The following is a 19553-nucleotide window of genomic DNA, read 5'->3' on the forward strand; positions in this document are numbered from 1 at the left end:
TTACACCTCCGTTATCGTTTCCGCGACGCCGTACTCGGTCACCAGTTTCACCCGGTCCGGGGCGGTGGTGACGCCGGTCAGTTCGAACGCGAGGGACTCGCCGGGCATCCAGAGGTCGCGCGCACCGTCGCCCGCGACGCTGGTCGTCGCGTCGGTCCGGTACTCGCCGTCGACCAGCAGGTCGGTCTCGGCGACCGAGAGGGAGCGCGAGCCGGTGTTCGTGACGGTCACGGTCAGCGTGTCCGTGCTCGCGTTGTAGCTCACGTTCGTCACGTTCATGTCCGTGTTCCGGCGGTCCAGTTCGCGCTCGCCGCGGTCGTCGACCGCGTCGGTGACCCGCTCGTTCGCGGTCTCTACGACCGGGTAGGCGGTGCTCACGGTGAGCAGAAAGCCCACGAACAGGATGGCCGTCGCGCCGCTGGTGCTCAGTCCCATGGTTACAGTCCGGTGTCGTCCATCGTCTCCTGGACCGCGCTGAGCTTCATGATGTACTCGTAGCTCTCGGCGTGGTCCTCGGCGTCCAGTTCCTCCGGGTCGCGACTCGGGTCGACGTTCAGGTCGAGGTCCGGCCCCGAGAGCACGCCCTCGAGGTAGGCCTTGACCGCCGGCGAGATCCACCCGATCTCCTCGTAGTACGCGATGGCCCGCAGCGTCGCCGCGGGGCCCGCGCTGGTCACGAGGTCGGTCATCCACTCGAACACGATGATGTCCGTCGCGTACGTGTCCGCGAGGTCCGGCAGTGTCGCGTCGTTCCCGGGCCCGCTGGCCGTGACGAACGGGTCCGCCGCCGCATCGGCCGCCGGTGACTCGTCGTCGCCATCCCGGTCCGGGCGGGCGGGTTCCTGTTCGACGGTACTCATCTCCGCGTCCTCCGTCTCGGCCGTCGCCTCGACCTGTATCTCGTTGTCCGGTTCATCGTCATCCTCCGCATGCGTCGTCTGTTCCGTGTCACCGTCGTCATCGAGTGCCTCGTGGTCCGCTTCGGCGGCCGCCTCGGCCGCCTGTTCCGCCTTCAGGTCGTCGAACGAGACCGCCTCCTCGTCGGCGGCGCCCTCGTCCTCGTCTGCGTCGGCCTCGCCCGTCGACGCGGTCGGCTCGACAGGGACCTCCCTGTCGTCCGGGTCCTCGTCGTCGTGTTCGGCCTCCTCGTCCTCGTCGCCGGCCGGCATCCCGGCCGGTTCCTCGGCGTCGACGGCGAGGCCGAACCCCTCGGCGTCCTCGTCCATGGCCGCCCCCGGTTGCCCGCCCTCCATGAACGGGTTCGCGCTGGCGGTCAACTGGTCGTAGATGCCGAGCAGCTGGCGGACCGTGTCGTTCACGTCCTCGATGCGGTCGGCGACCTGCTCCTGCGAGCCCTGGATGGTCTCGAGCTGGTTCTGCGAACTGTGCAGGTCCTCCTCCATCCCGTCGATACGCTGTTCGAGCGTCTCGATCTGCTCTTCCTGGTCGAGCTCGTCGATGGAGACGCCCGCGGTCTGGGGCTGGGTGCCGGGACCGCCCTGTCCGGGCATGCCGCCCTGGCCACCCTGGCCGCCCATCCCACCCTGGGGCCCCTGCGCCGACTGCTGTTGCTGGCCCTGCCCGGCACCGGGTCCGTTGCCCCGTGCCTGGTTGCCGTCCGTGCCGAGGAAATCGGCGAGGATGTCTCGGAGTCCCATGTGGTGGTCTCAGTACTCGTTCTCGCCCGCGTGCGAGCCGTCGGCTCCCCGACGTGGTTCGAGTCCTGCGACCGTCTCTGTGCTCTCAGCAGTCACCGTCGAACACTACTGCCGTGTGTCGTATAGAGGCTCGTACGAGTTCGCAGGCCGACTCGGTGGGCGTATCGAGCCGTGAGTCGGCGGCCGATTCGGCGTTCGAAATGATACGGGCCTTGATAGGTGCCTGCACCGATGCCACACTCGGGGAACACTCCCCAAGCTGTGATGCTACACATCGGCTCACCCCGGAACGGGGAACGACGTTCGCGGCAGCCCGCGACGGGCGAGAGTGTCTCGTCCTCGCAGCTGCCGGTTGGCCCATTCGGGCCATGCGCAGCTGGTCACGCACCCGTGGGCCATCTCGCCCGCGCGGTCGTGAGTGAGCCGCTCGCACACGGGGTGAAATACCGATGAACGTAACGGAATCAAAAGATGGTGACCGCGGGCAGGTCGGAATCGGCACCTTGATCATCTTTATCGCGATGGTCCTGGTGGCCGCAGTTGCAGCTGGCGTGTTGATCAACACGGCCGGCATGCTCGAAGCGAAGGCGTCGGACACGAGTTCCGACGCCCAGGCCCAGGTCTCGAATCACATCACCGTCGTTTCGGCGACCGGTGAGGTGAACGCAAACGGCACCGGCATCACCAAGGTCAACATCACCTTGATGAAAGCAGCCGGTGCCGGCGACATAGACCTGACCAAGGCGTCCTTCGAGTGGGTCTCCGACACGTCAGCAGTGACGCTGTCGGAGTCCGACGCCGCGATCAATCTCACGAAGATGAGCGGCGACTCGAACACGACGCTGAACGACCGCTCCGACCGTATCCGCGTCACCATCAACGTCACTGACCCAGCAGTCGAAGGAACGTACCTCGCAGAGGGCGAAAAAGCGATGTTACAGATAGTCGACGCGTCGGGCGCAAAGACGCTCTACGGCGTCAACGTCCCGTCGACCATCTCCGACGAGAAATTCGTCAAAGTCTGAGGTACGACGCAACCGCCCCCGCACGGGGCGCACGAACACACATGAACGAACGCACAACCAACGCGGACGCGAACGCAGACGGGGTCCTCTCGCCGGAGGACCTGGCTCCCGACGAGGACCGCCTGACGGTCCTCGACGAGAACCGGTTCGTCGTTACGGCGAACGAGGGCACCCCTGCGAACACGTACGGCGGTGAGAATCGGTTACCGGACGTGGACCCGGCGATCATCCCAGACGGCGGGTCCGACACCTGGGACCGGGACCGGTCGACCAGCGGGTCGACCGACCCCGCCGATACGCTAGCGAACGCGAGTGCCCAGTACGGTGTGGACGTGACGGTGAAGACCGACGACGGTATCGCGCGTGAACAGTTGACCTCGAACGACATCCGGGTCGTGTTCACGAAGTTACTCCGCTGGTACGCACAGCAACTCGACGACGAGCTGCCGGCAGAGGAGACGCTGCAGATCCTGCTCGACGCATCGGACCTCGAAGTTACGTACTGAATCTGGTATATTCTCGGTTGGTTCTCGGCCCGGTAGCGACGACACCCGAGACGATGGACTCGAGATTATCGATAGACAGCAGCGCGATTCTCGGTTCGTTTCTCCCCTCGTATCGAGTCGTGAGTCGAGGGCCGATTCGGCGTTCGAAATGATACGGGCCTTGATAGTAGTATGCTTCTATGGACTATCTGGGGCGCATCCCCACCCAGGAAAATGATAGTGGACAATACAACGAACGGCGAACGCGGCCAGGTGGGCATCGGTACGCTCATCATCTTCATCGCGATGGTGCTGGTCGCCGCGGTTGCAGCTGGCGTGCTCATCAACACGGCCGGGCTGCTCGAGTCGACGGCCTCCGACACGGGCGCGGACTCGCAAGCACAGGTTTCCAACCAGATCGACGTGGTCACGGCTGTCGGTGAGACCGACAGCAACGGTGACGTGGACACGCTGAACTTCACGGTCAAGAAGTCCGCCGGTTCGGACAATCTCGACCTCAACGACACGACCATAGAATATCAATCGGATAACGCGAGGCAAACTCTCGCACACTCCGACTCCGGGGCAAGCGGGACTGCCTTCGGCACTGAAGTCCTCAAGGGCGATACTAACGATGTCCTGGACAACACCAGTGAAAGAATCAAGATTACCATCGACCTCAGCAGTAGCGGCCTCAGTAGTGTCCTACCTGAAGGTGGCGACGCAACGGTTCGTTTCGTCGACCAGTCTGGTGCGACGACGATCTACGGCGTGAACGTTCCGGATACCATCTCCGGCGAGAAATTTGTGCAGGTGTAACAATGTTCGCAACTATTACAGAAGACGACGGCGACCGCGGTCAGGTCGGTATCGGCACGCTGATCATCTTCATCGCGATGGTGCTCGTCGCTGCTGTCGCAGCTGGCGTGCTCATCAACACGGCCGGGCTGCTCGAGTCGACGGCCTCCGACACGGGCCAGGACGCACAGTCCGAAGTCTCGAACCAGATATCGGTGGTCTCCGCGAGTGGGACCGTCGGTGGTAACAACGTGACTGGACTGAACTTCACCGTGATGAAGTCCGCAGGCTCGGGTGACATCGACCTTGGAGATGCTACGGTCGAGTACTCGACCGAAGACGTTTCGAAAACGCTGACGTTCGCGGACGGTGCTGCAGCCGGTGCCGACACGTTCGCAGTCACTAACATCGATGATCTGAGTACCCAGCTCAGCGCAACGAGCAATGACATCGTGCTCAGCAACTCCTCGGACCGTGTCGTCATCCAGATCAGCCCGAGCTCGATTGGTGACGAACTTCAAGAAGGGGAGGACGCGACGGTCCGTTTCGTCGACCAGTCTGGTGCGACGACCATCTATGGTGTGAACGTCCCGGACACCATCTCGGACGAGCAGTACGTCGCGGTCTAGACTAGCGGCTGACACCCGCTCCGAGTCGTCCCGTCTGCGGGCGCATCCATCCCATCGGTTCGGTCTCCGGACCGGGGATGCGCCGGTGAGACCGACCGGAGGAACGGCCGCTCGACGCGTCCGACCCACGGATGCGCTCGTAGACCCGACCCGGGATTTCAGTATCGACGAACGAACGAGACGATGTGGCGTATCCCACACCACATATCGCAGGCAACAACGGACGCGAATCGGTGTCGATTCCCGACACGATAGTGGCATATCCCAGGGTACATCGCGAGGCAACGCGAGACTGACCCGATTCGTCCCGGATTCCTTCTCTGTGCGAGCCCCGCGGGCACTTCCCACGCCCGCGACTCGCGTTCTTTTTACCATTCGAGGCGCTACCGCGCCTATGAGCGATTCACCCCGGACGGCATTCCTCGCCGGTGAACGCACCGACGACGTCGCACTGTACCTCGCGGACTCGTTCGTCGACGACATCGGTCGACTGGAGAAGTACGGCGAGCGCGCCGACGAGGGTATCATCATCGTGGTGGACGGCGAGAGCGGCCGGAACGCGTTCACCGTCGGGACCGGCTCGGACGCCATGGCCTTCGCGAAGGAGGCGATGGGGACCGAGGGGACCATCGCGGCCGACCTGACCGGCGGGGAGTGCCCCGAGTGCGACGGCGGGAAGGTGGACTACGTCTTCGCGTTCGCCGAGGAGCAGAACGAGGGCGTCGGCGGCCTCTACGAGGAGGGTGACGTCATCCACGCCTACGCTCGCTGTGCCTGCGGTGCGGCGTACAGCCACAAGTGGGTCGCCGGCGAGCGGTAGGCGATGCCGACGGTCGTCACGGTCGGGAGCGCCCTGCTCGACCGGCTCTACCCGGTGACGAACCTGCCCGAACCCGACGGCGGCGCGTTCGCCCGCGACGAGCAGCTCGCGGTCGGTGGCGTCGCCGCGAACGTGGCGGCCGGGCTCTCGAAGCTCGGGCGTGAGACGGGCGTGGTCAGCCGGGTCGGCCGTGACGACGATGGCGACCGCGTGCTCGCGGACCTGCGCGACCGCGGCATCGATGCGACGAGAGTGCAACGCGGCGAGGAGCGCTCCAGCTACACGATGATTCTGCGGGACGACGACGGGGAGCGCATGATAATCGCCGGGGGCGAGAGCGTCCCGGCGCTTCGACTCGACGCGGACGACCTCGAGTACTGCCGGGAAGCAGACGCCGTCTTCACGAGCGCGTACGCCCCCGACGCCGCGGTCTCGGCGCTGGTCGAGGCGGCACGGGACGACGATTTTCCACCGCTCGTCTTCGACCTCGCGGGGCCACTCGCGGAACTGGAGGGGCGAGGAACGCGCGAGGAGACCATCGACGACCTCCTCTCCGTGGTGGACTGTTTCGTGTCGAGCGAGGTGCCCATCGAGTCCTATCTTGGCTGTACCGGATACGAGGCCGCCGCCGAGTTGCGAGCGCGGGGGGTCTCCCGGGCGGCGCTGACCCGTGGGGAAGACGGGGCACTGTTGCTCGACAGCGACGAGGTGGTCGAGGTTCCTGCCTTCGAGGTGGAGGCGGTCGATACGACCGGCGCGGGCGACGCCTTCTCGGCAGGACTGGTCGATTCGTGGATCCTGGAGGGCGAGCCGGCACGGCAAGCCGGCCGGTTCGCGGCTGCGGTGGCGGCCGAGAACTGTCGTGGTGCGGGTGCTCGCGGCGGGTTGCCGACGCGAGCGACTGTCGAGGCGACCATCGCGTCGGAGGAATAGTTCTGGTCGCGGGGAGAGTCAGTTCGCCGTGTGACCCGGCGATGCGCCGCGGAGTTTCCCGGCCAGCCAGTCACCGACGACAGCGCCTGCGACGCCGAGGAGGCCACACAGTGCCACGGCGAGGCCGGCGACGACGACCACGAGGCCGACCTGGACCGCGGTGAACCAGGCCGGCTGTGACAGGCCGGCGACGAACGCGAGCATGTCGACCGCGGGCCACAGCACCGCGACGGACCCGACGAGCCCGGTCAGGAGGCCGACGCGGCGGCTCCTGGTCGTTCGGCGACTGTACAGTAGCCCGCCGAGGAGGCCCGCGGCGAACACGGCCTGGAGGTCGAGGAGGTTCGAGGCGGACTGCGCGTAGTCGACGCTCATGACGAGCGCGGCGAGGAGGCCGGCCGGAAGCGCGTAGAGCCACGCCTCGTCCGTGGGCGACCGGCGGAGGGTAGCGAGGGGACGCATGTCTCTGCCTTCTCTCGTACCAGATAAAGAACTTGTCCTCGGTTCGTCAATTGGGTCGCCGGCAGCGGTGTCTCCTTATCGCTCCGTTTCGACACCCTCGTCGTCCTCCTCGGGGAGGTTCCGGAAGGCGTCGAGGATGACCTGCTTCGTCGTCGCGCCGCGGGTCGTCCAGTGGTGGGCGTAGTCGAGCATGTCGTCGTAGATGCGGGGCTTGCAGCCCGCGGCCTTGGGGTGGCCGCCGCCGTTGACCTGGCCGGCGACCTCGTGGCAGCGCTGGAAGGCGTCGGTGCCGCGGATACTGGCCGAGCCGGCGGGCTTGACGATGACGGTGGCGTCGGCGCCCTGCTCGCGGAAGGCCTCGGCGACCTCGTTCTGCGAGCAGCGCCCGTAGGTCACGGCCACGTTCCAGTCGCCGATCTCGCGAATCTCGCCGCGCTGGACCGCCTTCTCGATGAGCGCCTCCTTCTCGACGCGGCGCTCGGCGAGCAGTTCCTCGGCCTCCGGCGGGAGGTCGACGCCGTGTTCGGCGACGATGTCGACGTACTCCTCGGGTTCGAGCCAGTACGCGAGGTCGGCGATGTCGTCCGAGCGGGGGTCCTCGCGGAGCCAGAGGTCGTGGTCGCGGGTGACCGCGGCGAGTTCGGCGTACTGCTCGTCGAAGTCGTAGTCGAGCGAGCGCAGCGCCACGTCGGCGGTGCACTCCTCCTCGCTGTCGCCGACGACGAGGTCGACGCCGGCCTCGCGGACCTTCGCGGCCACGTCGTCGTGCCACTGGTGGTGGTCGAACCACCGGACGGAGGCGCTGTTGGCCATGAGCGCCTCCAGCTCCTCGTCGACGTACTCGAACTTGTCCGGGCAGAGGTCACAGACGAACACCTGCACGTCGGGGCTGGCGTAGTCGGCGACGCGCTGGAGGCCGTCCTCCAGTTCGTGCGGGCCGGCGGGGACGAGTGCACCCTCGCCGAACACCTCGCGGACGAGCGCGACACAGGCGAGGCCGTCGGCGTCGGGGTCGGCGACGACGGCGACCGATTCTCCATCGAGGGCGGCGGCGATCTCTCGTTCCTGTCGCTCCTCGTCGATCTCGTCGGGGACGAAGAAGCCGGTCCCGGGCAGGATAGATTTGCGGGACAGCGGCATGTCCTCGTCGTCGATGACGTCTTCGTACATGCCCGGACAGAACGGGTGGGGCGGGAAGAAACCGCCGGTTCGTCACTCTCGCGCCGCCTCGGCCGCGGGCACCGTCATCTCGACGACGGTCCCCTGCGGGTCGTTCTCGGTGAACGAAAGCGTCCCGTCCGAGAGCGTCACGGTCCAGTAGAGCAGCCAGAGGCCGAGGCCGGAGCAGTGCACCAGTGCGTCCTCCGTCCCGTCCCTGATGGCGGCGACCTCGTCGGCCGGGATGCCGGTGCCCGTGTCGGTGACGAACACCGCGACGGTCCCCTCGCCGGTGTCGCTGACCGACACCTCGACGTCGGTCCCGGGGTCGTTGTGCCGGAGCGCGTTGTCGACGGCCTCGGTCACGGCGAAGCCGAACCGCGGGTGGACGCTGGCCCACGCCGACCCCGGGAGGTCGGTCCGGAGTTCCGTGGTGCCGTGGGCGGACGACGCGGCGTCGACGCTCTGTGCGACCACGGACACGAGGTCGCGGTCGGTGCGGTCGTCCTCCTCCCAGACCTGGTTGAGCCGCTTGGCCTGCCGGCTCAGGCGCTCGACGTCGGCGGAGTGGCGGCGCACCATCCGGAGGGCGTCGCGTGCCGCCGGGTCGTCGACGTCGTCGGCGACCAGGTCGGCGTACCCGCGGATGATGGTCGTCTCGTTGCGCAGGTCGTGTCGAAGGACACGGTTGAGGACGGTCACCCGCCGGTTCAGCCTGTCGACGGCGGCCTTCTGGCACCTGAGCGTCGCCCGCTCGGCGAGCAGTCGCTCCCGGTACTCGGTCACCGCCATGCCGATGGCGGCCGTCGCCCCGGAGGCGCTCAGCAGCAGGACCGGGACGTTCTGGACGAAGACGCCGTCGAGTCGCTGCATCGCGATGAGGACGGCGGCGACGACGAACCCCACGCCGGCCGACGCGAGCGTCCACGAGAGGACCCGGAGGCTGTCACGGACCCCGAGCTCCAGTCGGGAGAGGCGGTAGGCGCCGTAGAGGAGACAGACCGCCAGGAGACACAGCAGGGCGGACTCGGTGACGGTGGAGACCAGCCGGTCACGGCTCCAGGTCAGGTGTGCCACTGCGGCACCCAGGTATCCGAGGCCGAGGAGTGTGAGTGGAACGGACCGGTACCGTCCCGGGACCGACCCGAACATACTGCGTGAGAGCAGGCCAGCGCACTTAGTCTATCGGGCCGAAGACATCGGTGAACCGGCGATTCTCGGGTGCCAGCGCCGCCGGCTGGACTACGACTTCTCCTGTAACTGCCGCACCGTCAGCACGGGGCGGTCACAGGTGCGGACCACGCGCTCGGCGACGCTCCCGATGAGGAAGCGGTTCTCGCCGTGGCGGCCGCGGGTCCCGGTGGCGACGAGGTCCGCGTCGACCTCGCGGGCGTACTCGCAGATCTCGGCGGCGGGGCGGCCCTCGCGGACCGCGGTGACGACCTCGGCGTCGGTCTCGTCGGTGACCGTCTCGAGGGCCTCTTCACCGCTCTCTTCGAGGGCGGAGCGGAACTCGTCTCGCACCGACTCCGGGGACGACTCGACCTCGGAGGCGTCGACGACGTACAGGGCGTGGACGGTCGCCTCGAAGCGCTCGGCGAGGTCCAGCCCGACCGAGACGGCCCGTCTGACGCTCTCGGAGCCGTCGGTGGCGATGACGACGGTATCGAACATACCTGAGGCGTCGCGGCGGGATGGCATAAAGCCCGCGCCCCGGTCCCGGTTCGTGGTCCACGGGGCGCACTGTCCCCTGTAGCTTTTTGGTCCCCCGCGTCGCACTCTCGGACATGACCGACTCCCCGCCCGCGGCGGCGCCGCTCGACGTCGAGATGGTCCTCGTGCCGGTCGACGGCAGCGACGAGTCCGTCACGGCCGTCGAGTACGCGGAGGCCATCGCCGAGAAGTACGACGCCAGGGTCCACGCGGTCTACGTCGTCGGCCAGGACGTGGTCCGGGGCATCGAGGAGGGCGCCATCGACCAGCAGGAGGTCGCCGAGGACGCCCAGACGTTCATCGAGGAGGTCGAGGCGCGCGTCGGCGCGACCGACGTCCCGCTGAACAGCTCGACCGCCTACGGCTTCTCGACGCACCGCAAGACACAGCACCCGGGTAGCGTCATCCTCGACACCGCCGACGACCTCGAGGCGGACTTCATCGTGGTGCCCCGCGAGCCGCTGACCAGCGACTCCGGGGACGTGCTCGCGAAGGCCGCAGAATACGTGCTCCTGTACGCCAGTCAACCGCTCCTGTCGGTCTGACCGGCAGTCGCCCGTCGCCGGCGGGGCCGCCGCGCTTACTCGTCCGCGAGCAGCAACGACATCTCCAGTTCGAAACTCTCGGAGCCGCAGGTCTCGAAGCCGGTGTCGCGGTAGAGCGAGACGGCGGCGGTGTTCCAGCGCTCGACGGTGAGCCAGACGCGCTCGACGCCCTGCTCTTTCCCCTGGCCGAGTAGCGTCTCGAGGAGGGCGCGGCCGATACCGGCGCGCTGGTACGCCTGCAGGACGAAGATGGCGAGTTCGTACGCGACCGCGTCCGTGTCGAAGGTGCTGGTGTCGGGGACGAGCGTGGCGTGGCCGACGACCTCCCCGTCGTGGCGGGCGCAGAGGTTCACGCCCTCGCCGACGATGGTGTCGAGCCAGTCGCGGATGCGGTCCTCGCCGGTCGGCGGGATACCCTGGGCGCGGTCGGCCGGGTCGAAGTCGCGGTACATCGCGGTGATGTCGTCCACGTCGTCCATGTCCGCCGGTTCGAGGTCGATGGTCCGACCCTCCTTGTCCTCGACCGACCGGGGTGGCGTGGGGAACGGCCCGGCCGGTTCGTCGGGGTAGATACGTTCGGGACTCATCGGACCAGTCTCACCGTGACGTTCGCGTTGAGCAGGACGAACTCGGTGATGGGACCGAGTCGTATCTTCCCCATCGGGCTCTGGGTGCCGCCGCCGATGGCGAGCTGGTCGAAGCCCTCGCGTTCCGCGATGTCGACGAGGGTGCTCCCGGGGTCGCCCGAGGCGGTCCTGACCTCGGCGTCGATGCCGGACTGGGAGACGAGTTCGCGGGCCTGCTCGGCCATCTCCGACTGCTCGCGCTTGGCCTCGTCCTTCTCGACGACGACGATGGTCAACTCGTCGCCGGCCTCCTTCGCCCGCTCGATCGTCTTCCGCAGGGTCCGCATCGACTCGTCGCTCCCCTCGATGCCTAGCAGCACTCTCATGTGCGTACCATCCTCCCGCACGGGTGAAAACCGTTGCCCCACCCCGCTCCGGCAGTTCGTACCGGGCAAACTGAAAGCGGCGTTTAAGCCTGGGATACTGCCTTTGTCTCCCGGACAGAGGTATCGCATATGCGAACCTCCATCCCCGCAGTCGCAGTGGCCCTCCTCCTCGTGGTGTCGGCCGTCGGTGCCGGTCTCGTCGCCGTCACCGGTGGCTTCGACGGGACGCTGGGTCCCGCCCCGGACGACACCGACGACCCGGGCACGGACGACCCCGCCTCCGTCGCCGGTGACGGCAGCGTCGAACAGTTCGACTCCGAAGCCGCCTTCGCGACGTACGTGCAGGCCGCCCACGAGCGAAACCGCGGCGGCGCCGTCTACCTCCGAAGCGGCGGTGCGGCCGCCGAACCGACGGTCGAGGCGACCACCGACGGGGCGCAGGCCGGCGCTGCCGAGGGCGGGGACGGGGGCGCCAGTCAGGCCGGTGGTGGCGGTGCCTCCCGCGTCTCCGAGACCAACGTGCAGGAAGCCGGCATCGACGAGCCCGACCGGGTGAAGACCGCGCCCGACGGCTCGACGGTCTACTACGCCGACGGCCGGGGGTACTGGGGCAAGCACGGCCAGACCCGGGTCCTCGACACCAGCGACCCCGCCGCGCCCGCGGTGGTCGAGAACATCGAGGCCTCCGGGAAGTTGCTGCTCGCGGGTGACACCCTCGTCGTCTTCGACCGGCAGGGCGTCTACGCCTACGACGTGTCGAACCCCGAGTCCCCCGACCGGACCTGGTCGCGCACCCTGAACGCGAGCGTCCGGTCGGTCCGGCTCATGGACGGGAAGCTCTACCTCGTCCTCCAGAAGGGTGTGCGCCCCGACCACCCGTGCCCGGTCGAACCCTTCGGTGACGGGCCGGGCATCGCCTGTACCGACGTGTACCACCCGACCGACCAGACCGACGCGACGGTGACCTACACCACCGCGGTCCTCTCGCCCGACACCGGCGAGACGCTGGACTCGGTGACCGTCCTCGGCACCCACGCGCACTCGGCGACCTACGTCTCCGAGAACGCGGTGTACCTGACCTACACGAAGCGTGCCAGCCGGGGCGAGGTCGTCCGTGGCTACCTCGAATCGACGGACCTGCTCGACCGGCAGGCCGAGAACCGCCTCGACGAGATCGCCTCCTACGACCTCTCGCCCCGCGCCCGGCAGATCGAACTCCGGGCGCTCGTCGAGAGCTGGCTCGCCCGCCAGGACCCCGACGAGCGCACGGACCTCCGGAAGGAGTTCCAGCAGGGCTACCAGCAGTACGTCGAGGAGCGAAAGCGCGATATGCTGCGATCCGGTATCGTGAAGGTCGCCATCGACGGTGACGGCGACTCGCTGTCGGTGGCCGAGACCGGTGAGGTGCCTGGTCGCCCGCTGAACCAGTGGGCACTCGACGAGCACGACGGGAACCTCCGCATCGCCACCACGGTCGACCCGTGGGGTGCGAACTCCACGAACGACCTCTACATGCTCGACGCCGAACTCTCGGTCCAGGGTTCGGTCCACGACATGGGCGTCACCGAGCGCATCTACTCGGTCCGGTTCGTTGGCGACACGGCCTACGTCGTCACGTTCCGGCAGATCGACCCCTTCTACGTGGTCGATCTCTCCGATGCGTCGGACCCGCAGGTGAAGGGCGAGGTGAAACTGCCCGGCTTCTCCCGGTACCTCCACCCCCTCGGCGAGGACCGGATGCTCGGCATCGGGCAGGAGGACGGGCAGGTGAAGGCGACCGTCTTCGACGTGTCCGACCCGCAGAACCCGACCGTCGCGAGGTCGAAGGTCCTCGACGCCCGGTGGTCCGCCGTGGCCAGAACGCACCACGCGTTCCTCCACGACCCGAAGCACGACGCGTTCTTCCTACCCACCGAACGCGGCGGCTACGTCTTCGGCGAGGACCTCGACCGCAAGACGTTCGTCCGGACCGACGCGCCCGCGACCCGGGCGGTGTACCTCGACGACTACCTGTACGTCTTCAGCGAGTCCGAACTCGTGGTGGTCGACGAGACCTCGTGGGAGACCGTGACCGAGGTGTCGCTCGGTCCCGAGGACGAACACGACGACCGCGAGGAGACCCCGGAGACGCCCACCGAAGCCGCGAGGACTGGGAGCGACTACCAGCGCGAGAAGAACGTCCACATGGCCTCGCTGGCGTCCGGCGCGTCGGGCGCGGTGTAGGCCTCGCCCGCGTCCCCGCCGGCCCAGTCGTGGCCCATCCCCTCGACCTCCCAGTACTCGACCGAGACGTCGCCCGACCCGTCCTCGAAGCGCCGTCGTCGCCAGTCGTAGCCCCCCGTGGTCCCCGACACGTCCGACTCCGGGGTGGCGTCCACGTTCTCGTCGTCGGCCCCGTCGCTCGCGAGGTCGTTCGTCTCGATGGCCTGCAGGGTCGCCTGGTCGCCGTTGACCGGGTAGACCGTGATGTCCGCGGTCCCGTGGAAGACGACGGTCGGGACCTCCCCGACCACGCCGTTGGCCTGCATCGCGTCGTAGGCTGCCTCGCCCTGGGAGTACGGGTCCGGGCCGCCCCAGGTCATCGCGTAGGTCGCGCCCGTCGCGGTGTCGGCGGCGTCGTACTCCAGCCCGGAGTGGACTCCACCTGCGGCGTACACGTCGGGGTAGGCCACGAGCAGGTTCGGGACCATCGCCGCACCCGCGGAGAAGCCGGCGACGTACACCCGCGAGGCGTCGAGTGACTCCACCGATAGCTCGTGCTGGGCGATGCTGGTGATGCTCTCGCCCTCGCCCGACCCGCGCTCGGTGTTGTAGTCGTAGTACCAGTTCCAGCAGTCGAAACTGTTCGCGAACGACGACTGGTCGGGGTAGACCACGACGAACCCCTCCCGTTCTGCCACCGCGTTCATCCGGGTCGCGCGGGCGAACTCGGCCGGCTCCTGCCCGCAGCCGTGGAGCATCACGACCAGTGGCTTGCCGGCCGCCCCGTCGGAGGGGACGTACTTCGTGTAGTGGTAGCCGTCCCAGTACTCGTCGGTGAAGGTGCCACCCGCCGCGAGAGATGGCGACGAGCCGGCCGCGACCGCGCCCGTGGCTGCCAGTGCTGTGCCCGCCGACTTCAGGATGTCACGTCGTCTCATGACAATATTTGCCACGCGAGTGTCTCACCGGGTATAGCCACGGGTTCACACGTTAACCGTGATGGTGATTCGTGATGGTGTTCTCACGGGCGATGGAATCCTGATTGCCGGGTGGCGCGTGCTGACCGACCGCCGAACGCGAGGCGACCTGGTCGCCTCGCAATGTGAGGCTGGTCGGCGGAGGCGCGCGAGGGACGACCGGAATGGAGCGCCAGCGGAATGGCGGGAGTCGGCTGGGGAGGGCGTGGTGCGGTGCTGTGCGGGGCGGCGGCTGTCTCTCATCGCCATCGGCGCGAGTCACCTGTTCGTCGCCCCAGATGCCATCTCGACCCGTCCCGGTGGGACCACCACGACACCACACCACTTACAGCCACCACACGACAGCCAGCGAAGCTTTTTCCCGGTCGCCCCCAGACCCACAGCCAATGACGGAGCAGACGCCCGAGGACGGCCCCGCGGCGACGGACGAGGAGCCGGAGACACCGACCCGAGACGAGCCCGAACAGGCTGTCGACGACGCCGAGGCGTCGGACCCGGCGTCGACCGAACCGGCGGCAGACGGAGCCGCGTCCACCGGCCCCGAACCCGCCGACTCCGAACCCGCCGAACCCGAGTCCACAGAACCCGAGTCCACCGAACCCGAGTCCACCGAACCCGACGCCGACCCCACCCCCGGCGTCCCGGACGACGACAACCTCGACGTGCCCGAGGACGTGGCGACGTACGACCGCTTCAAGAAGATGGACGGGGCGCAGTACGAGCGCGTCAACGAGTTCCTGCGCGACCGGACCTACATCACGGCCCGCGAGTGGGCCATCGCCCGGCTGTGCTCCGATTTCCGGACAGAGACGGGCGTCGAGATGACGAAGATCGGCGAGAACCTGCCCGAACTCGTCCCGTTCATGACCGACACGTACACGCCACAGGCCGTGAACCAGGCGCGCTCGGCGTTCGAGGACAAGATCCGCACCGCGGGCGCGACGTTCCTCTACGGCGCGATGTGTGACTTCTTCACCGCCGAGGAGCTGGACGACGTGATGTACGAGGCGACCGAGGTCGCGAAGTTCCTGCTGGAGGTCGAGGGCGTGAACCTCTCGGTCGAGGAGGAACTCGAGGCCGAAGAGCGCATCTCGTCGGTGATGCGCGAGGTCAGAGAGGCGAGTTCGGAACTGCGCGAGCAGGAGGAGTAGGTCACTCCCCGGTCGCGTCGTCGGGCTCCGCGGGCAGTTTCTCCGCCCGGTACGCCTCCAGGCGCAGCGAGAGGTAGGCGAGCGCGACGACGAGCGTCGCGAGCCGGCCGGCGTTCGCGAGCGCGCCGGGCAGGTCCGGCGAGACGACGGGCACGATGGGGAGGTTGCCGAGCACGACGCTGGAGAACCCGAACCCCGCGACGGCGAGCAGGAACGTGCGCCACGCGAGGGTCAGGAGGAACTCGTACTCGGGGTTCGAGGTGTCCATCTGTTCAGTCGAGACTCCCCATCCCGGGCACGAAAAGGCTGGGGTCGTCGTGGGCGAAGGTGACGACGCGCCCGCCGTCGGGGTCGTTCTCCGGTGCGTCCGCGGGCCGGACGTGGGTGAGCAACTCGCCGCGCTCTTGGGCGGTGTCGAGCATGGGCTCGGCGGCCGCGACGTCGTAGTGCAGCGGGACCACGACGGCCGTCTCGGTCGCGGGGTCGGCGACCGCGACGATGACGAGCGCGACCGACTCGACCCGGCGGCTGTACACCTCGCTGGCGTCGAAGCCGGCATTCTCGGCCGTGACGGCCGCGTCGACCGGCTCGAACTGGTCGGCCGGGACGACGACCTCGAGGCCGACGTGTTGCTCGGCCGTATCGTCGCCCGTCAGTGGCCGCACCTCGGTCGGTTCCAGGGCGTGGGCGGTCCAGCCCGCCTCGCGGTACTCGTCGGCGATGGCGGTCGCGTCGGCCAGCAGGTCGTCGCGCTGGGCCGCGACCACGTCGGCGACGTCGGTGGAGCCCTCGTCGGGGTCGGTCGCCATGTGGCTCAGTCGCCCCCGGGCAGGAACGGTGCGGAGTCGTGCTGGGTGAACGTGAGGACGCGGCGCTGGTCCAGCGGGCGCAGGTGCAGGCGGAGTTCGCCCTCTTCCTTCACCATCTGGATGAAGTCTCGCGAGGTGTCGCTGTCGTAGTAGGTCGGCACGAGGATGGCCGTCTGGCTGGTCGCGTTCTTGAGGGCGGCGACGGCGAAGACGATGCCCTCCTCGACCGCGCGGAACACCTCGACCTCGTCGAAGTCGCCGTCGGCGTCGTAGGCCGACTCGACGCGGTCGAACTCGTCGTCCGGCAGCACCACGTCGAGGCCGGTGTGGCCCTCGCCCTCCGTGATGGTCGCGATGTCGCCGGGGTGGCATTCGAGGGCTTCCCAGCCCGATTCTCGGTACTCCTCGGCGGTCGCCTCCATGTCCGCGACGACGTGCTCCCAGACCGGCAGCACGCGGTTCGCGACGTGTTGCTGGTCGTCGGCTTCGTCCATACCTTCGGGCCGGAGAGGGACGGACAAAAGCGTTCCCTTCGTGAACCGAGCTATCGGCTCACATGTGGAAAGCTATTTCCGGCCAGTATTGCCACGTGGAGACAATGACCGACCTACTGTCTCTCTCCGACCTGCGCACGCAGTTCAAGACGGAGCGTGGCACGGTGAAGGCCGTCGACGGGGTGGACCTCACCATCCGCGAGGGCGAGACCGTCGGGCTCGTGGGCGAGAGCGGATCCGGCAAGAGCGTCACCGCACTGTCGGCGATGCAACTCGTCGACGACCCCGGCGAGGTCGCCGACGGGGCCGTGACGTTCCGGGACGCCGAGCTGGCGGGAGAGCTGAGCGAGAAGTACCCGAAGCGCGCCGACGAGTTCGTCTCCGGGGACGTGGTCGACCTGACCGCCGCCCCCGAGTCGGCCATGCGCGACATCCGGGGCGGAGACATCTCGATGATCTTCCAGGACCCGATGACCTCGCTCAACCCGGCCGTCACCGTCGGCGAGCAGGTCGCAGAGAGCCTGCGCCTGCACCGCTACGACGGCAAGCGCCCGGACACGTGGCTCAACGCCATCCGCGAGCTGTTCCCCGACCGGGACGTGGACGACCGGGTCATGGTGGACACCATCAACATCCTCGACGCGGTCGGCATCCCCGAACCCGAGTCCCGCGTCGACGAGTACCCACACGAGTTCTCCGGCGGGATGCGCCAGCGCGTCCTCATCGCCATCGCGCTCGCGTGCCGCCCGAAGTTGCTCATCGCGGACGAGCCGACGACCGCGTTGGACGTGACCATCCAGGCCCAGATCCTCGACCTCATCAACGACCTGCAGGACGACTTCGGGATGTCCGTGCTGTTCATCACGCACGACCTCGGCGTCGTCGCCGAGACCTGCGACCGCGTCGCCGTGATGTACGCGGGCGAGATCGTCGAGGAGGGCCCCGTCGAGGAGATCTTCCACAACCCCTCCCATCCCTACACCTACGCGCTGCTGGAGTCCATCCCGACCGAGGACTCGGACCGGCTGACCCCCATCGAGGGGAACGTCCCGGACCTCATCGACATGCCCGCCGGCTGCCACTTCGCGCCCCGGTGCCCGTGGGCGACCGACGAGTGCACCAGCGGCGAGATACCGTTCAAACAACACGGCGGGGGCGACGTCGACCACCGCGCGAAGTGCGTCCTCGACGAGTTCGACGAGAGCGAGTACGGCGCCGACCTCGACTCCGTCTCCGCGGGCCGCGAGGAGTTCACCGGGGAGCCACTCCTCGAGGTGGACGACCTGCACAAGTACTTCTCGCGGGCCGACGACCTGCTCGACCGGTGGCTCTCGAACGAGCCACAGACCGTCAAGGCGGTCGACGGGGTCGACCTCGACATCTACGAGGGCGAGACGCTGGGGCTGGTCGGCGAGTCCGGCTGTGGGAAGTCCACGACCGGCCGGACCATCCTGCGACTGCTCGAACCGACCGACGGGACCGTCGTCTTCGCGGGTGACGACCTCGGCGAGTTGAACAGTGGCGGCATGCGCGAGAAGCGACAGGACATGCAGATGATCTTCCAGGACCCGCTGTCCTCGCTGGACCCCCGGATGACGGTCGGCCAGACCATCATCGAGCCGCTGAAGATCCACGGCCTGCCCGAGAACACGGGCGGGAAGTCACAGCGCGAGGCACGCCGCGACCGCGCCGTCGAACTGATGGAGGCGGTCGGCCTCGAACCGGCGCAGTTCGACCGCTACCCCCACGAGATGTCTGGCGGCCAGCGCCAGCGCGTCGGCATCGCCCGGGCGCTCGCCGTCGACCCGGACTTCATCGTCGCCGACGAGCCGGTGTCGGCGCTGGACGTCTCCGTGCAGGCCCAGATCCTCAACCTCATGGAGGACCTCCAGGAGGAGTTCGGACTCACCTACCTCTTCATCGCCCACGACCTCTCCGTCGTCCGGCACATCTGCGACCGCGTCGCCGTGATGTACCTCGGACAGGTGGTCGAGACCGCGCCGACCTGGGAGCTGTTCGACGAGCCGGAGCACCCCTACACCGAGGCGTTGCTCTCCTCGATTCCGAGACCCGACCCGCTCGAGGATACCGACGACCGTATCATCCTCAAGGGCGACGTGCCGAGCCCCATCGACCCGCCGTCGGGCTGCTCGTTCCGGACGCGCTGCCCGCAGGTCATCCCGCCCGAGGACCTCGAGGTCGACCAGGAGACGTTCCGCGCCGTGATGGACTTCCGCCAGCGCGTCGAGGACCGCGACATCCCCCTCGAGGCCGTCCAGAACGAGGCCGGGAGAGACCGCGCCGCGGCCGACGACGAGGAACCGCCGATGCAGACCGCGACCGACGGCGGCGCGTCGACGAGCGACCTGGTCGACGCCCTCATCGACCGCGAGTTCGAGGAGCCACCGCGCGGCGAGGTCGGCAGCATCGTCCGGGACGTGTGCGAACTGGTGGTCGCGGAGGAGTGGGCGCAGGCACAGGCCCGCCTGCAGGACGCCTTCGAGACCCCCTGCGAACGCGAGGACCCCGACCTCGAGGGCGACCGGCACCAGACCGCGTGCCACCTGTACCGGTAGTCGATGCCCCCTCGACTCGAACAGGGACCGGCCGTACCCCGGTGACCGGCGGCCGCTTCCTCCGGGGACCCTGCCCACGTTTCCCGGCCGGGTTCACCGCTTCTCCGATTGCCATCGCTGGCATATATCGGTGATAGACGGCCTCTCTGGCAAGTATTGCTATCTG

General features: G+C 68.1%; 22 protein-coding genes. 10 read left to right on the plus strand and 12 right to left on the minus strand.

Going from position 1 to position 19553, the window contains the following annotated elements; genetic code table 11:
• Together arlF and NOV86_RS12510 are read right to left on the minus strand one after the other, a co-directional pair.
• Positions 1-435, minus strand: a complete 435-nt coding sequence (arlF, locus tag NOV86_RS12505) for an archaellum stator protein ArlF (RefSeq protein WP_267641780.1) — start codon at positions 433-435, stop codon at positions 1-3.
• 2 nt (positions 436-437) lie between these two features.
• On the minus strand, positions 438-1658 hold the full coding sequence (locus NOV86_RS12510; RefSeq protein ID WP_267641781.1) for a FlaD/FlaE family flagellar protein: 1221 nt from the start codon (positions 1656-1658) through the stop codon (positions 438-440).
• A 449-nt stretch (positions 1659-2107) separates the two neighbouring features.
• On the opposite strand from NOV86_RS12510, the gene NOV86_RS12515 reads away from it, so the two are divergent.
• From NOV86_RS12515 to NOV86_RS12540, 6 genes are all read left to right on the plus strand, one after another.
• Positions 2108-2683, plus strand: coding sequence for a flagellin (locus NOV86_RS12515; RefSeq protein ID WP_267641782.1), 576 nt, complete (start codon positions 2108-2110; stop codon positions 2681-2683).
• Positions 2684-2724: 41 nt separating this feature from the next.
• Entirely contained in the window at positions 2725-3189 is a 465-nt protein-coding gene (locus NOV86_RS12520; RefSeq protein WP_267641784.1) for a DUF7500 family protein, read from the plus strand.
• Between the two features lie 213 nt (positions 3190-3402).
• Positions 3403-3987 (plus strand): flagellin, encoded by a 585-nt coding sequence (locus tag NOV86_RS12525; protein WP_303647622.1) that lies wholly within the window; start codon positions 3403-3405, stop codon positions 3985-3987.
• Between the two features lie 2 nt (positions 3988-3989).
• Entirely contained in the window at positions 3990-4595 is a 606-nt protein-coding gene (locus tag NOV86_RS12530; RefSeq protein ID WP_267641786.1) for a flagellin, read from the plus strand.
• Between the two features lie 394 nt (positions 4596-4989).
• Positions 4990-5415 (plus strand): DUF5807 family protein, encoded by a 426-nt coding sequence (locus NOV86_RS12535; RefSeq protein WP_267641787.1) that lies wholly within the window; start codon positions 4990-4992, stop codon positions 5413-5415.
• Positions 5416-5418: 3 nt separating this feature from the next.
• Entirely contained in the window at positions 5419-6348 is a 930-nt protein-coding gene (locus tag NOV86_RS12540; protein WP_267641788.1) for a carbohydrate kinase family protein, read from the plus strand.
• Positions 6349-6366: 18 nt separating this feature from the next.
• Here the strand turns inward: NOV86_RS12540 and NOV86_RS12545 are convergent, their stop codons facing one another.
• The 4 genes from NOV86_RS12545 to NOV86_RS12560 all read right to left on the minus strand — a co-directional run bounded on the left by NOV86_RS12545 (position 6367) and on the right by NOV86_RS12560 (position 9642).
• On the minus strand, positions 6367-6810 hold the full coding sequence (locus NOV86_RS12545) for a DUF5518 domain-containing protein (RefSeq protein WP_267641790.1): 444 nt from the start codon (positions 6808-6810) through the stop codon (positions 6367-6369).
• A gap of 75 nt (positions 6811-6885) precedes the next feature.
• Entirely contained in the window at positions 6886-7980 is a 1095-nt protein-coding gene (locus NOV86_RS12550; protein WP_267641791.1) for a DHH family phosphoesterase, read from the minus strand.
• Positions 7981-8022: 42 nt separating this feature from the next.
• Positions 8023-9120 (minus strand): sensor histidine kinase, encoded by a 1098-nt coding sequence (locus NOV86_RS12555; protein ID WP_267641792.1) that lies wholly within the window; start codon positions 9118-9120, stop codon positions 8023-8025.
• Between the two features lie 90 nt (positions 9121-9210).
• Positions 9211-9642 (minus strand): universal stress protein, encoded by a 432-nt coding sequence (locus tag NOV86_RS12560; RefSeq protein WP_267641793.1) that lies wholly within the window; start codon positions 9640-9642, stop codon positions 9211-9213.
• A 113-nt stretch (positions 9643-9755) separates the two neighbouring features.
• On the opposite strand from NOV86_RS12560, the gene NOV86_RS12565 reads away from it, so the two are divergent.
• Positions 9756-10226, plus strand: a complete 471-nt coding sequence (locus tag NOV86_RS12565; protein ID WP_267641794.1) for a universal stress protein — start codon at positions 9756-9758, stop codon at positions 10224-10226.
• A 35-nt stretch (positions 10227-10261) separates the two neighbouring features.
• Here the strand turns inward: NOV86_RS12565 and NOV86_RS12570 are convergent, their stop codons facing one another.
• Together NOV86_RS12570 and NOV86_RS12575 are read right to left on the minus strand one after the other, a co-directional pair.
• On the minus strand, positions 10262-10813 hold the full coding sequence (locus NOV86_RS12570) for a GNAT family N-acetyltransferase (RefSeq protein ID WP_267641796.1): 552 nt from the start codon (positions 10811-10813) through the stop codon (positions 10262-10264).
• Positions 10810-11178, minus strand: coding sequence for a universal stress protein (locus NOV86_RS12575; RefSeq protein WP_267641797.1), 369 nt, complete (start codon positions 11176-11178; stop codon positions 10810-10812). Before NOV86_RS12575 ends, NOV86_RS12570 begins: the two co-directional genes overlap by 4 nt.
• Positions 11179-11307: 129 nt before the next feature.
• Between NOV86_RS12575 and NOV86_RS12580 the strand changes: the two genes are divergently transcribed.
• A complete protein-coding gene (locus NOV86_RS12580; protein ID WP_267641799.1) occupies positions 11308-13401 on the plus strand; it encodes a beta-propeller domain-containing protein in 2094 nt (697 codons plus the stop codon).
• Here the strand turns inward: NOV86_RS12580 and NOV86_RS12585 are convergent.
• Complete coding sequence (locus NOV86_RS12585) at positions 13338-14318, minus strand: extracellular catalytic domain type 1 short-chain-length polyhydroxyalkanoate depolymerase (RefSeq protein ID WP_267641800.1); 981 nt, start codon at positions 14316-14318, stop codon at positions 13338-13340. The two genes, NOV86_RS12580 and NOV86_RS12585, sit on opposite strands and share 64 nt — an antisense overlap.
• 425 nt (positions 14319-14743) lie before the next feature.
• Between NOV86_RS12585 and NOV86_RS12590 the strand changes: the two genes are divergently transcribed.
• Positions 14744-15508, plus strand: a complete 765-nt coding sequence (locus NOV86_RS12590; protein WP_267641801.1) for a DUF5806 family protein — start codon at positions 14744-14746, stop codon at positions 15506-15508.
• Position 15509: 1 nt separating this feature from the next.
• Here NOV86_RS12590 and NOV86_RS12595 read toward each other — a convergent pair whose 3' ends face one another.
• From NOV86_RS12595 to NOV86_RS12605, 3 genes are read right to left on the minus strand one after another with little or no spacing between them, the layout of a single operon-like run.
• A complete protein-coding gene (locus tag NOV86_RS12595) occupies positions 15510-15776 on the minus strand; it encodes a hypothetical protein (RefSeq protein ID WP_267641802.1) in 267 nt (88 codons plus the stop codon).
• A 4-nt stretch (positions 15777-15780) separates the two neighbouring features.
• Entirely contained in the window at positions 15781-16317 is a 537-nt protein-coding gene (locus NOV86_RS12600; RefSeq protein ID WP_267641803.1) for a DUF7529 family protein, read from the minus strand.
• Positions 16318-16322: 5 nt separating this feature from the next.
• On the minus strand, positions 16323-16811 hold the full coding sequence (locus NOV86_RS12605; RefSeq protein ID WP_267641804.1) for a DUF7529 family protein: 489 nt from the start codon (positions 16809-16811) through the stop codon (positions 16323-16325).
• 104 nt (positions 16812-16915) lie between these two features.
• On the opposite strand from NOV86_RS12605, the gene NOV86_RS12610 reads away from it, so the two are divergent.
• Positions 16916-19387, plus strand: a complete 2472-nt coding sequence (locus NOV86_RS12610) for an ABC transporter ATP-binding protein (RefSeq protein WP_267641805.1) — start codon at positions 16916-16918, stop codon at positions 19385-19387.
• Positions 19388-19553: the final 166 nt, after the last annotated feature.

It is taken from the genome of Haloarchaeobius amylolyticus (genome assembly GCF_026616195.1).
GTDB lineage: Archaea > Halobacteriota > Halobacteria > Halobacteriales > Natrialbaceae > Haloarchaeobius > Haloarchaeobius amylolyticus.

What these genes read in the sequence shown, in the direction of transcription:
- arlF (WP_267641780.1), bottom strand. Translation starts at nt 435, where the DNA reads ATGGGACTGAGCACCAGCGGCGCGACGGCCATCCTGTTCGTGGGCTTT.
- NOV86_RS12510 (WP_267641781.1), bottom strand. Translation starts at nt 1,658, where the DNA reads ATGGGACTCCGAGACATCCTCGCCGATTTCCTCGGCACGGACGGCAAC.
- NOV86_RS12515 (WP_267641782.1), top strand. Translation starts at nt 2,108, where the DNA reads ATGAACGTAACGGAATCAAAAGATGGTGACCGCGGGCAGGTCGGAATC.
- NOV86_RS12520 (WP_267641784.1), top strand. Translation starts at nt 2,725, where the DNA reads ATGAACGAACGCACAACCAACGCGGACGCGAACGCAGACGGGGTCCTC.
- NOV86_RS12525 (WP_303647622.1), top strand. Translation starts at nt 3,403, where the DNA reads ATGATAGTGGACAATACAACGAACGGCGAACGCGGCCAGGTGGGCATC.
- NOV86_RS12530 (WP_267641786.1), top strand. Translation starts at nt 3,990, where the DNA reads ATGTTCGCAACTATTACAGAAGACGACGGCGACCGCGGTCAGGTCGGT.
- NOV86_RS12535 (WP_267641787.1), top strand. Translation starts at nt 4,990, where the DNA reads ATGAGCGATTCACCCCGGACGGCATTCCTCGCCGGTGAACGCACCGAC.
- NOV86_RS12540 (WP_267641788.1), top strand. Translation starts at nt 5,419, where the DNA reads ATGCCGACGGTCGTCACGGTCGGGAGCGCCCTGCTCGACCGGCTCTAC.
- NOV86_RS12545 (WP_267641790.1), bottom strand. Translation starts at nt 6,810, where the DNA reads ATGCGTCCCCTCGCTACCCTCCGCCGGTCGCCCACGGACGAGGCGTGG.
- NOV86_RS12550 (WP_267641791.1), bottom strand. Translation starts at nt 7,980, where the DNA reads ATGTACGAAGACGTCATCGACGACGAGGACATGCCGCTGTCCCGCAAA.
- NOV86_RS12555 (WP_267641792.1), bottom strand. Translation starts at nt 9,120, where the DNA reads ATGTTCGGGTCGGTCCCGGGACGGTACCGGTCCGTTCCACTCACACTC.
- NOV86_RS12560 (WP_267641793.1), bottom strand. Translation starts at nt 9,642, where the DNA reads ATGTTCGATACCGTCGTCATCGCCACCGACGGCTCCGAGAGCGTCAGA.
- NOV86_RS12565 (WP_267641794.1), top strand. Translation starts at nt 9,756, where the DNA reads ATGACCGACTCCCCGCCCGCGGCGGCGCCGCTCGACGTCGAGATGGTC.
- NOV86_RS12570 (WP_267641796.1), bottom strand. Translation starts at nt 10,813, where the DNA reads ATGAGTCCCGAACGTATCTACCCCGACGAACCGGCCGGGCCGTTCCCC.
- NOV86_RS12575 (WP_267641797.1), bottom strand. Translation starts at nt 11,178, where the DNA reads ATGAGAGTGCTGCTAGGCATCGAGGGGAGCGACGAGTCGATGCGGACC.
- NOV86_RS12580 (WP_267641799.1), top strand. Translation starts at nt 11,308, where the DNA reads ATGCGAACCTCCATCCCCGCAGTCGCAGTGGCCCTCCTCCTCGTGGTG.
- NOV86_RS12585 (WP_267641800.1), bottom strand. Translation starts at nt 14,318, where the DNA reads ATGAGACGACGTGACATCCTGAAGTCGGCGGGCACAGCACTGGCAGCC.
- NOV86_RS12590 (WP_267641801.1), top strand. Translation starts at nt 14,744, where the DNA reads ATGACGGAGCAGACGCCCGAGGACGGCCCCGCGGCGACGGACGAGGAG.
- NOV86_RS12595 (WP_267641802.1), bottom strand. Translation starts at nt 15,776, where the DNA reads ATGGACACCTCGAACCCCGAGTACGAGTTCCTCCTGACCCTCGCGTGG.
- NOV86_RS12600 (WP_267641803.1), bottom strand. Translation starts at nt 16,317, where the DNA reads ATGGCGACCGACCCCGACGAGGGCTCCACCGACGTCGCCGACGTGGTC.
- NOV86_RS12605 (WP_267641804.1), bottom strand. Translation starts at nt 16,811, where the DNA reads ATGGACGAAGCCGACGACCAGCAACACGTCGCGAACCGCGTGCTGCCG.
- NOV86_RS12610 (WP_267641805.1), top strand. Translation starts at nt 16,916, where the DNA reads ATGACCGACCTACTGTCTCTCTCCGACCTGCGCACGCAGTTCAAGACG.